Source organism: Ruegeria sp. YTSC002, assembly GCF_059609845.1.
In genome coordinates, this window is sequence record NZ_JBXWML010000014.1 from 64,355 (window position 1) to 76,218 (window position 11,864).

An 11,864-nucleotide genomic window follows, 5' to 3' on the forward strand; every position below is an offset into this window, starting at 1 on the left:
CTACTCCCTTTCTAGCTTCGTTTTTCTGGCAGTTCCTGTTCCGCCACACCGATGCGTCGCAGCAGGGTTTCGATGTCATCCGTCAATTCCGACAGCGCTTCTTCCAGATCGGCCAGATATGCCGTGTCAGCACCGCCTGGCGCCGCAAGCGCCTTGGCCTTTTCTCGCAACAAGACCAGCACATCGCGGCACAGCTCGTTCAGGTGAGCGTCCCGCGCGGACAAATCCATGATGCGCCGCGCAGATTGTGGAAACACTTCGGCCAAGGCGGTTGCATCGGGATGAGACATGGTTTTCAGGATTGCGTCGTATCTTGCGGGTCGAGTTGGGGGCTTTTTAGCAGGCCAGCCGGAGCGATTGACCGTTGCACGGCGCATGCTACGGTAGGTGCAACGGTTAAAAAGTGTTTGTTTTTTGTGTTCTTTGGCGTGCCAGACTGGGGGTAAATGTCTTGTCGCAAAGTGTCGATTCAGAGCAGGTCAGAGCTGCCCTGACCAAGATCTGCGCCTCAAGCGCCTTTGCCAATTCGACGCGCCTGCAAACACTTTTGACCTACGTGATCGAAGAGAAACTGGCCGGTCGCGGGTCCAAAATTCGTGCCAAGACCATTGGCTTGGATGTCCACAAGTATTCCCCTGAGGAACTTGCTGACCGAGAAGGCGTTGTGCGGGTCGATGCCGGTCGTGTTCGACGTAAATTGGAGGAGTATTACGCCCAAGATGGCGCATCGGATGACTTGGTCATTTCGCTTCCTGTGGGCGCATATGTGCCGGAATTTGAAACCAAGGCTGACAGATCAGGGGTGAACAAAGCCGAACCATCAAAGCACCAGTTTGCGCGCCCGGCGCTGGGCCTTTTGACCGTGACAATTGCAATCATCGCGTCGGTTCATTTTTGGCCCGACAAAATGCAGCCGGGCGTGGGCAACGATCTTGCGGACACAGACCGGCTTGGCGTTTACGATATCTCCCCGGCGCGGGTCGAAGCCGCCAATCTCGCCGCAATCGGCCGAGACCTGATTTTTCCAGCGGTTGACCAAAGGCGCTTGGCCCTGGCGCTGGAGGTGTTTTCTGCGGCCATCGAAAAGGATGACACCTATTATGGTGGCTATGCGGGCGCGGCACAGGTCCACGCAATGGTGTCCATATTAACCTTGGACCCCGATCTTTCGGCCAGCGCTTTACAAAAGGCAGGTGAATTTGGTCAAACAGCACTTCGGCTGGAACCCAATGAAGCGTGGGCGCTATCCGCGACGGCCTGGGTGCAATTTGCAAGTGGCGGTCGGGACTCTGCAAAAAGTCTCTCCCAACGCGCAGTGCAACTCTCGCCTCTTGACCCACATATCGCGGAGTTTGACGCGTTGATTGCTCTCTACAACACTGATTTTCAGCACATTATCGATTTCGCAAAGGCGCGCGCCGAAGACGTCGAACTGGGGCGCAATTTCGTGTTCCAAAACGCGCTTGGATCAGCACAGTTCCATGCGGGCGACTATCATGGGGCAATCTTGACTTTTGAAGACGCTGTCGCGTCAGGCGCCCCGTTCGGGCCGATTTCGATCGCGTATCTGGCCGCGTCATACCAGTTAAAAGGAGAGCCTCAAAAGGCGGCGGCTTTGGCCTTGCTTCTTGACCAGACTTGGCCCGATGCAAGACCCGACGAACTTCAACGACGGTTGTTTTCCTCGACTGAGCCTGCAGATCAATTGACCGAAGCTTTGCGCGCGGCCGCAGGAATGGATTGAATCGTTTCACTGTTGCAGCGAGGCAGTTGTCTGTCGAACCACCGCCATAGGGAGTTCAAATTTTCAACGTCGGATTTGGGTCAAATGCACTATTCGGTGGCGGACAGTCAAGCGACCGGTTTGTCCGCGATCTGTGAGTTCACTGAGCTCCGGATTTTGCGCGCGCAGCGAATGGCAGCAAAGCGGGCTGCGACCGCAGCATCTGGGTTGGCCGCTGGATGTCAGCTCAGGGCCGACGCCGCCTAACAAGGAATTTGCTGCCTATTTATTTTGACCTATTCGGGCAACCCAGCGCGCCTTAGGCCTTCCAGCCAATTTTCCCAGTCACCCGGCTCTCTAACCGGTACCATCTTGCGTACCCGCTCTATTGTCAGCCCCGGCATCGTTTCAAGCAATCGTGCAACAGCAAGCTGTGCTTCTTCTCTGCGTCCCAACATGCCTAATGCAGCTGCTTCTTGCCGCATTAGTGAGGCGTAGCCTGGGTGTTCTTTCAGGCCTTCGATCGCGTTTTCAAGGCAGAGATCGTATTGTTGGGCAATATAGGCACCGATCCCAAGTCCTCCACGCCAAAATGCTTTCAATGGATCGCGGGGGCTAAGAGCCATCGCATGTTTGGCTGATTGCGCTGCTTTGTCGAATTCACCCGAAACGCCATACAAAGCTGCAATGTTGCCATGTCCAATCGCTAAGCTTGGGTTCAAGTCGATGGCTCGCAACAAATAGATCAGAGCTTCATCGAATTTTCGTCCAAAGCACAAAGCCATGCCCAAAATAGCATGAGCATTTGCATTTTGATCATCCAGTTGTACTGCAAGGCTAGCCTCAATTTCTCCTGCGTGGATTGCTTCCTTGGTATCTGTGCGCCACAAGTGAAGCATGCCTACAATGTGACTGAGAGCCAAAGCTGCGTGTGTTTCACTGTCGTCCGCGTTGCTTTCTAGAGATCGCTTTAGAAGATCATGGGCGATCCGATTGTTTTCGTTTGTGAACTTTCCAAGGTGCCATCTGGCTTGAAGCACTTTGTCCCAAGCACTGAGATTGCCTGATCGTTTCGAACGGGCACGTCGGGTTTCAGCGCCTATCGTCTCTGGTGCGACGGCCGAGACAATGGACTGGGTAATCTCGTCCTGAACGGCAAATACGTCGGTCAATTCCCGGTCGTATTTGGCGGCCCAAATGTGAGCGCCGCTCTCTCCGTCAATTAGCTGAGCAGTCACTCTCACCCGTTCGCCAGCTTTTCGCACACTTCCTTCCACCAGATACTTCACGCCTAGATCTTGGCAGACCTGATCGACCCGAATTGCCTGTCCCTTGTACGTAAAGCTTGTATTGCGCGCGATTACGAAGAAATCGCGGAAATGCGACAATGCAGTGATGATATCTTCAGCTATTCCGTCGGAGAAATACTCCTGTTCCGGATCAGACGACATATTGTCGAAAGCCAGTACGGCAATTGAAGCCTTTCCAGCATCAAATTTCGATGATGGTGGATGTGAGGTGTTAATGTCGCCCGGGGTCCAGTGAAAAACACGGATCGATGTTTCTATGTTTTTGAGTTTTTGTTCTCCATCATCTCGAAATCTTGCGTTGATTTTGCCCCTTAGACTGTCATGAACGATTCCGGAAATGCATACCCCGCCTGGTTCAGCTATCGGTTCCAGCCTCGCAGCGATGTTAACTCCATCACCGTAGATATCCTCGCCAGTAGTGATCACGTCGCCCAGATTGATACCTATTCTAAGTTGGATCGGATTTTCGCTCTGAGCTGTGGCGCTTTTCTGGATGGCGATCGCACAGGCAACCGCGTCCAGTACGCTCGCAAACTCCACCAACGCACCGTCGCCCATAAGCTTAACAATTCTGCCATTGTGCTGTGCAATCTGCGGATCAAAGCAGTTGCGACGAAAAGCAATCAGCTGTTCCAGCGTGCCTTGTTCGTCACGCGACATCAATGCGGAGAATCCAACGACATCAGCGGCTAGAATGGCGGCAAGTCGACGCAAAAAGAACACCTTGTCTCAGGGGCAGTTAAGAGCGAAATCGCACACCTATTCCACCAGACTATTAGGCGTTTGGCTATCCCACGCCTTACTAATTTTTGGTCCGAATTGAGAGATGGGCAAATTTGGCTCCCGGATCGGTGTTGTCCCTGAGTCTGTCGGTTCAACGATACTCTCTTTTCGCGGTTGCAGCGAATGACGGCAATGTGGGCTGCGACAGCAGCATTCAGACGGGGTGCGCAATGTCCGCTAAGGGCCGTTATAACAAGTGGCGGAAAGAAATCACGGTATCACCTTAGATATCAGCGCTATCGCTCAGATTGAACTAAGTTGGCTACGCCAATTCGCTGGCCATCGATTTCAGGTGGCGCATGTCGGTACCGCAGCACCCTCCAAATACTTGGATCGACGGATTCTGCCTCGCAATCGAGGCAATCTGTTTACCAAGTTCAGCTGGATCGCCTTCGTCCAGCTCATCTGCTTCGTCAAGTTCCGCATGCGAGCAACTCGAAGCGTTTGCCACCATGCCTTTAAGTCGGGGGTGGTTGCCAAGCGCTCCTGCGAAATGGGTCGGATGAGCGCAGTTGACCATAAAAAACAGCGCCGCCGAGTCCGTTGCCGCGTCAATCTGGTCAATTCCGTCCACAAGTTTGGTTCCGTCTGCCAGGCATCCGTCTGTCTCAACAACCAGAGACATGATGATCGGCAGTTCAGCGTCTCGGGCAGCGAGGATACATCCGGCTGCCTCGCTTGGGCGGTTGAATGTATAAGCAGTGACCAGGTCGACGCTAGTGTCTTTCAGGCTTTGCATTTGAACAGCATGGTATTGACGTGCATCTTCGACGGGTACCGGCGGGATGTCGGCGTAAGGATCATAGCGCGGGCCGATACAGGCCGACACCAGTATATCATCGCGAGCGGCAGCCTGGCGGACGTCCTCCATTAGGCTGACCGCATCTTTGTTCACTTCAACGAGCCGTTCTGCATCGTACCCCAAGGGCGCTGCCCGGTCGGCGTTCGCCATCCATGTGGGCGCATCAAGGATACACCCGACATTCATTTCACGGGCGAGATCAACAAGTGTCTGCATTTGACCGGCCAGTATTGCCCTGGTGCCAGGTTCTTCCAGCAATGGAAACGACGCGAAACCGGGTAAGTCAACTCCGTGATTGAATATCAGGTCGGTGCCAGTACCCGCATAAACCAGAAAGGTCTTGTTACCTTCGAGTGGGAACTGTCGCGCCATTCTGATCCACGCCTAAATACCGTTACATCTTCACGAGAAACATACATCGTCTCGGGTCTCCTGTGAACCTTAGGGCGACGACAGGATGAATTCCGTGAGCATGACCTCATCTTCCCGGGTAACTCTCAACCGCAGCGAAATTCTCCTTCGGCGGGCCGCACTACAGCGTCATAAAGCCATAGCCAATGGCAGTTTGGGCCGGAGCCTTTTTGCATCAGGCATCCGTCATATGCTGGACCAGTGAGGTCAGCTGTCTGTCGCCATAGCCATCGTCCCAAGCCGTTTTGGTGCGGTCATGCATCAGCTGGATGAAATCAGCGGGCGCATTAAGTGAGAGGCAGGTCTTCAACGCATCCTCTTGCGCCATCGCGTAAACCTTCAGGGAGGCTTCGGCATTGTCGTAATCTTCGGTCGGAACAGTTCTGGCAAAAAGGTCATGGTAGTCATTGACCAGTTTGATCGTGGCAGGGAGTTGGTCGGCATAAACCTGCATCGGGATGCCCGCTTTTTGGCAGACAAGTGCACCGTATATCTTTCCGAACATGAACCCCTGTCTAACCGTGAAAAGGCCGGCAAAGAGCGCGGCAAGTGCCGTTGGTTTCTCTCCAACATGGGCGGACTTTCCACCCAATTCTCTGATGATACTGCCATAGTGGTCCCAGGTTCCGGCACTGCCCACCGTAAGGATTGTGGTTTCGTCACCGCCAATACCGGAAGGGTAGGCATTGATCATGCCCAGCATGTAGCCAGCCTCCTGTCTCTCCAGAATGGTGACCAGTCTATCGGCATCCGAGGTATCGCCCGTGCTCATGTCGCAGATGGTCTTACCCTTCAGCAAATCACTCAGCCCATTGACCAGTTCAACAGTTTCCTTGTGGCTCTTGATACAGATGATGACAAATTCAGCAGCTGCGATGGCATCATTCGGTGATGAGCAGATCGTGGCTCCAGCTTCAGCAAAAACCTCTGCCTTTTCCGACGTACGGTTCCAAACGCTGACATCGTGGCCTGCCTTGAGCAGGCAATGCGCCAGCGCTGAACCCATATTGCCCAGTCCCAAAACAGCAATTTTCATGATGTTTGCCTCCTGTGGTCGCCAATGAATTACTGCACCAGCATGCGCCGGCATCGGATGATCACATAGTTGTAAATATTTCTATATTGTTAGATGATCTTACTTATGGATTGGCGCACGCTTCCCTCTTTGACATCTCTCAGAGCCTTCGCCGCCGCTGCCGAGTTTCGAAATCTGACACGGGCGGCAGAGGCACTGAACGTGACCCATTCCGCAGTCAGCCAGCAAATCCGCGGGCTCGAACACCATCTCGGCACTCGGCTTGTCACCCGTACCCGGCACGGTATTTCTCTGACATCGCAAGGCGAAATCCTGTCGGCTGGCCTGCTTGAAGCCTTTGCTGAAATGGCCTCCGTGACCGAGAGCGTGTCGAGTGCAGAGTCGGTTCGACCGTTGGTGGTCAGCGCGACTCCGATGTTTTCAAGCGCGTTCCTCATGCCGCGTCTGTCGACGTTTATTGACGAATTCCCCAATATCGAATTGAGGATCGATTCAACGATACAGGCTGTCGACCTCAAGCCGGGCGGAATTGATATGGCCATCCGATACGGAACAGGTCACTGGCAAGGGCTTGTCTCGCAGATGCTGCTGCCAGGCTGTCTGACGGTCGTAGCGTCCCAAGAACTAATCGGAAACCGGGTGCTTACGAATCCTTCAGAATTGCTTGATTTCACGCTTCTTCAGGAACAAGCGTCAGTCGAGTTTGACCTGTGGTTAGAAAAGGTCGGAATTCCGACCGACGCCGACCGGAGAGTTGTCCGCGTGCCGGGCAATATGCTGCTGGATGGCATCCGGCGCGGTGATGGTATCGGGGCGACGGTACCGGCTTTTGTTTCTGAGGAGTTGAAGTCCGGACAACTCGTGGCACTGTTTGATGATCCAATACCGCAGATCGGTTATTACCTTGTCACGCTGCCGGGCCCGGTTCGACCAGCGGCAAAGTTGTTCATGCGGTGGCTCTCGAAATCAATTACCGAATATGAGAAAAGCCTTTTCCGATGGACGCCCTCTCACTTGCTGGAGGCAGTAAAGAGCACCGGCTGGAGCTAAATGGGGTCTGATTTCGCAAGATAACAGCCTGATAATGCTGCTCTATTGATGAAAGTCCGTTTACAGGAAGTCAAAACACCGGATATTTGAACGGATGAGTGTCTGTTATGGACCATCCACACCTAAGCAAGTTGGGGCCATCGAAAAGATGACGCGATCGCTCCGACGTTAGCAAGTAAGCCATATTGACAGGTGCTGCGAGAGGCATGAATGGCAGAAACACTTGCATAGTAACCTTTGCAAAGATCGGAAGATTCCCGACTGTGGAAATCAGAGTCGATTGCAGCGCGCGGAAAGCCGGATTCTCTGAGTTAGAGTAGTATGTTGGTACCACAGCCTGCCTTGCGCTGCCTTTGTCGCGACAGCTATTTCAACTCAGCTATTCAAATCTTGGTTTCCGGGACCCCTAGTCTGCGTAAGTCATCTAGCCATCGATTGAGGTAATCGTCACTCTCGAACGGTGCATTCCTTGCCTCTTCGATGCTGTAATTAGGGTTGTCTTCCAAAAATTGGCCGATCATTGTTTTTGCTTCCTCTTCTCGCCCCAACCGCAAGAGTATCGGCGCAAGCGTGCGTCTTAGACGATCCGGGACCTCGTTCATCTTTTCAATCGAAGCAAGCGCGCCAGCGTAATCCTCTGCAAAATACTGTGCCCATCCCAGATTCCACAGATACCAATCGGGATGATGCGGGTTGAGGCGAATGGCCGAAAGCATCCGTTCAACGGCTTCATCGGCGCGTCCGCTGTAGACCAGCGGGTCAGTTGAGTTCACGAGGGTGCCCGCAGAATTCGGATTTAGAGAGATAGCCTTGTCATATAGCGTTACAGCCCGGTCAAGATCTCCGCTATACATCGTCGCATAAGCCAGAACGGCGTAGCCGGCAAAGTTGAGGGGTTCCAGGTCAATCGCCTTTCTGGCCATTTTGAAGGCAAGATCGAGGGACTCTTCGCGTGAGAGATCCTCGCTCCAACCAAAGCGGTACCCAAAGGAATGCGCCCAAGCAAGTTCGGCATATGCGCCCGCGAAGTTTGGATCGAGCGCAATCGCTTGCTCACTCAGTTGCTGTGCTTGAATATTGTCCATCCTGCTGAATCTAAGCGAGTGTTCCTCTGCACGCCTGGAGAGTTCATAGGCCCCGAGGCTGTCAGTGGGTTGGTGCTTCAATCGGTCATACTCTGCGAGATCGATACTAGTACTCAACGTCGAAGCGATAGTTCGCGTAATCTCATCTTGAACGTCGAATATGTCTTGCAGATTGCGGTCGTATTGATCGGCCCAGAGATGCTTGCCGGTAGTGGCATCGATTAATTGTGCGTTTGCGCGCAAACGTTCCCCTGCGATCTGAACACTGCCTTCGACGATGTATCTCACGCCGAGTTCCTGCGCGATCTGCTGCACCTCTGCGGGCTTGTCCTTGTATGAAAAAGTCGAATTGCGTGCGATGACAAAAAAGTCTGAGAACCGAGACAGCGCTGTCAGGATGCTCTCACTCAGGCCATCACTCAGATAGTCCTGGCTCGGATCGTTGTTCAGATTGTCGAAAGCCATGACCGCGATGGACGGTTTACCAGACACAGGCAAATATTGGTCGTCGTTGACGGAAGACATCGCATCCGGGTTCCAAGGCTGCCACCATGCCAAGATCCCAAAGAACAGGGCGAGCACGGCGCCGATGGCAACTCCCAATCGACGGTGTGAAGGCTTTGCTGAATTCCTCACGATGGGCGATACTAAGGTCGTGGCCTTTTCATCAAGTGCTAGCCTGAACACGTGCAGCGGGTCGGTCATGTTCTTGACCTGATGCATTCCCGTGTCTTCAATGGTGAAGCCAAGTTTGTCCTTAACTTGATCGAAGACACTGAGCGACATGCAGATGCCGTCCGGTTCGGCCAGGCTTTCCAATCGAGAGGCGATGTTGACGCCGTCTCCTTGAATGTCGTCCTGATCAACCACGATGTCGCCGACATTGAGCCCTATCCGGTATCGAACCTGAGTGTTGTCCGGTAAGCTCATGTTCTCGATCCCAACATAATGCTGCATTTCGACAGCACATCGAACGGCCTCGACGGCGCTTGCGAATTCTATCAGCAACCCGTCACCCATCAATTTCACAATGCGTCCGCTCCGCGCCGATACAATTGGCTCGAATAGACGTTCGCGATGCGTTTTGACGATCTCTAAAGTACCGGCTTCATCATTGCGGACGAGACGGCTGTAGCCAACGACGTCGGCGGCAAGTATCGCGGCGAGGCGGCGTTCCAAATTCCTACCTCCAAAGGTTGAAGACAGGCTAGGCAGAAAGCTACAACTAATCCAGAACCTTTAAGACCGTTGATACATGCCTCAAAAACTGTCTTTGTCTGAGCCACTGCTGGCAGCTGCTATTCCGCAATTTCCCAATTCACAGCCGGCGCGGTGAGGGTCAGTTATCGCAGGTTCGCGCTACGATTTGTGCTCCCGCGTCGGCGAAGCTGTGCCAGTATGTTGGCAACAGAGGAGGGGAAATGCCGCAATGCAATGATACCGACATTGGCGAAGACGCAGCGAAAAACTGCAAAGTCTGCGATCTGTGAATTCGTTTGGCGGTTCGTTTTGCTCGCGTAGCGAACGGCAGCTTCGACGGGCCGCAACGCAGCATTTGTATATTGCGTTGGACGGCAGGTAAGGGCCGTCCTCGCGTGAACAACGAGGGCCTGAATTTAGGTCGTTGACTTGATCAAAACTCGCCGTGATGTTCGCCGCTCCATCGAATGAAGTCCGCCAGCGCGCGTGTGAGCTGTCCATCGACGTCCGATTCCACCGTACATTCCCATACGACGAGCGTCCGCCAACCCAGATCATGCAGTTGCTGAATGGCCTCGGCGTCCCGGCGCATGTTGGCTGCAAACTTTTCATGCCAGAACGCGACATTTGACTTTGGGGTGGCAGCTTTCGGGCATCCGGTATGCCGATGCCAAAAACAACCGTGAACGAAAATGGCAGTACGCCACTTCGGCAGCACGATGTCAGGGGACCCAGGAAGCCTCCGGACATTCAAACGAAACCGGAAGCCTTGCGCATGCAATGCCTTGCGCAACAGGGTTTCAGGTCTCGTATTGGTGCCGCGAATGCGCGACATCATCCGTGAACGGGTCTTACGATCAACTGTATCGGCCATTTGCTCAACATAATGCCCGCGGACCGGATTTCGACCTGGAACATCTGCGGAAACCTGGTAGAACCTCCGCAGTAGAGGAAGGACATGCCAAAAGAATTCGCCATCATTGACCTTTTTGCCGGTCCTGGAGGTCTGGGCGAGGGATTTTCTCAGGCTGGGCGCGACCCCGGCGCACCGATGAAGATCAAGCTGTCGGTTGAGATGGACGACCACGCGATTCAGACGCTCCAGTTGCGAGCTTTTCTTCGGTCCTTCGACGAGTTTCCGCAAGAATACCATGATGCTCTGAATTGCGGTTCGCAGCTGCCCGATTGGGCCGACCTGTATCCAGTCAACTGGAGGCTCGCGACGGAAGAAGCTCGGCGACGTGTTTTGGGGGAGCCCGGCGTTTTCGAGGAACTTGCGGTCGAACTTGATCAAGCTCGCGAAAACCATCACGGCAACACGATCCTGATCGGCGGTCCGCCCTGCCAAGCCTATTCACTGGTCGGGCGAGCCCGAAACAAAGGCAAGGCTGGATACGTGCCCGAGGACGACCACAGGCATTTTCTCTACCGTGAATACGTACGCATTCTGGACAGGCTTCGCCCGGCGGCATTCGTCATGGAAAACGTCAAGGGAATGCTGTCAAGCAAGGTGGATGGAGGCGGCATCTTCAGCAGGGTTCTAGATGATCTTGAGTCCGCCGGAGACGGCTACCACCTACTACCTCTGTCCAAACCCGCCCCTTCGGACGGATCGCGAGCTGCAGCCCGGGACTTCCTGATCAGAGCCGAGGACCACGGTGTTCCGCAGGCGCGGCACCGAGTGATTATTCTCGGAGTTCGGAGCGATCTCGCCAAGGGAATCGAACTCGAAGGGCCCATCCCCATCCTCGGCAGCCCACAGGCCCCCGTGACGGTGGCTGAAGTCCTGCGCGATCTGCCCCGATTAAGAAGTGGGCTGAGCCGCGGCGACGATGCTGATGAGTGGCAGGCTGCCGTGCAGGATCAAGCTTTCGCCATCGCCGCTTTGGACGCGGCGCCTGAGGAGGTTCGCAAAATCGCTCACGCCATGGCCAGAGCCAACAGATTACCCCGACTCCGCACCGGCACCCGGCGAAAACGCTCCTGTGAATTGCCGGCCCATCTTGCGGATTGGTTGTTGGACGATCGGCTTAAGGTCGTTCTCCAGCACGAGACCAGGGGGCACATTCCGGACGATCTGGGACGCTATCTTTTTTCGTCGGCATTTACCCGGGCGTTTGGCAGGTCCCCGAAGCTTGCGGAGTTTCCCGAGTTTTTGCAGCCGGCGCACCGAAATCGGGGGTCCGGCGATTTTGCCGACCGCTTCCGGACGCAATGCGCGGATCGGCCGTCGACAACCGTCACCAGCCACATTTCCAAGGATGGCCACTATTTCATCCACCCCGATACCATACAGTGTCGATCGCTGACCGTCCGCGAAGCCGCGCGTCTGCAGATGTTCCCGGACAACTACTTGTTCTGCGGTCCGCGCACCAAACAGTACCATCAGGTCGGCAACGCGGTTCCTCCCTATCTGGCATTTCAGATCGCAAAAGCGGTGCGGCGGCTGCTGGGCTGACGGCAG

General features: G+C 54.5%; 9 protein-coding genes. 3 read left to right on the top strand and 6 right to left on the bottom strand.

The window, feature by feature from the left end:
- Window positions 1–11 precede the first annotated feature (11 nt).
- Window positions 12–290, bottom strand: a complete 279-nt coding sequence (locus tag AC2FFD_RS19835) for a hypothetical protein (protein WP_496873925.1) — start codon at window positions 288–290, stop codon at window positions 12–14.
- Window positions 291–451: 161 nt separating this feature from the next.
- Here AC2FFD_RS19835 and AC2FFD_RS19840 point away from each other — a divergent pair, with 161 nt between their 5' ends.
- Window positions 452–1,744, top strand: coding sequence for a tetratricopeptide repeat protein (locus AC2FFD_RS19840; protein WP_496873926.1), 1,293 nt, complete (start codon window positions 452–454; stop codon window positions 1,742–1,744).
- A gap of 275 nt (window positions 1,745–2,019) precedes the next feature.
- On the opposite strand, the gene AC2FFD_RS19845 is transcribed toward AC2FFD_RS19840, so the two are convergent.
- The 3 genes from AC2FFD_RS19845 to AC2FFD_RS19855 all read right to left on the bottom strand — a co-directional run bounded on the left by AC2FFD_RS19845 (window position 2,020) and on the right by AC2FFD_RS19855 (window position 6,119).
- Window positions 2,020–3,747, bottom strand: a complete 1,728-nt coding sequence (locus tag AC2FFD_RS19845) for an adenylate/guanylate cyclase domain-containing protein (protein WP_496873927.1) — start codon at window positions 3,745–3,747, stop codon at window positions 2,020–2,022.
- A gap of 331 nt (window positions 3,748–4,078) precedes the next feature.
- Entirely contained in the window at window positions 4,079–4,990 is a 912-nt protein-coding gene (locus AC2FFD_RS19850) for a homocysteine S-methyltransferase family protein (RefSeq protein WP_496873928.1), read from the bottom strand.
- A gap of 214 nt (window positions 4,991–5,204) precedes the next feature.
- The gene (locus AC2FFD_RS19855) at window positions 5,205–6,119 is read right to left on the bottom strand and encodes an NAD(P)-dependent oxidoreductase (RefSeq protein WP_496873929.1); all 915 of its coding nucleotides are present in this window, start codon (window positions 6,117–6,119) and stop codon (window positions 5,205–5,207) included.
- Between the two features lie 51 nt (window positions 6,120–6,170).
- Between AC2FFD_RS19855 and AC2FFD_RS19860 the strand changes: the two genes are divergently transcribed.
- Entirely contained in the window at window positions 6,171–7,115 is a 945-nt protein-coding gene (locus tag AC2FFD_RS19860; protein ID WP_496873930.1) for a LysR family transcriptional regulator, read from the top strand.
- 383 nt (window positions 7,116–7,498) lie between these two features.
- Here AC2FFD_RS19860 and AC2FFD_RS19865 read toward each other — a convergent pair whose 3' ends face one another.
- On the bottom strand, window positions 7,499–9,379 hold the full coding sequence (locus tag AC2FFD_RS19865) for an adenylate/guanylate cyclase domain-containing protein (protein WP_496873931.1): 1,881 nt from the start codon (window positions 9,377–9,379) through the stop codon (window positions 7,499–7,501).
- Window positions 9,380–9,833: 454 nt separating this feature from the next.
- A complete protein-coding gene (locus tag AC2FFD_RS19870; RefSeq protein ID WP_257600044.1) occupies window positions 9,834–10,274 on the bottom strand; it encodes a very short patch repair endonuclease in 441 nt (146 codons plus the stop codon).
- A gap of 84 nt (window positions 10,275–10,358) precedes the next feature.
- Here AC2FFD_RS19870 and AC2FFD_RS19875 point away from each other — a divergent pair, with 84 nt between their 5' ends.
- Window positions 10,359–11,858 (top strand): DNA cytosine methyltransferase, encoded by a 1,500-nt coding sequence (locus AC2FFD_RS19875; RefSeq protein ID WP_257600045.1) that lies wholly within the window; start codon window positions 10,359–10,361, stop codon window positions 11,856–11,858.
- The last annotated feature ends 6 nt before the right edge of the window (window positions 11,859–11,864 follow it).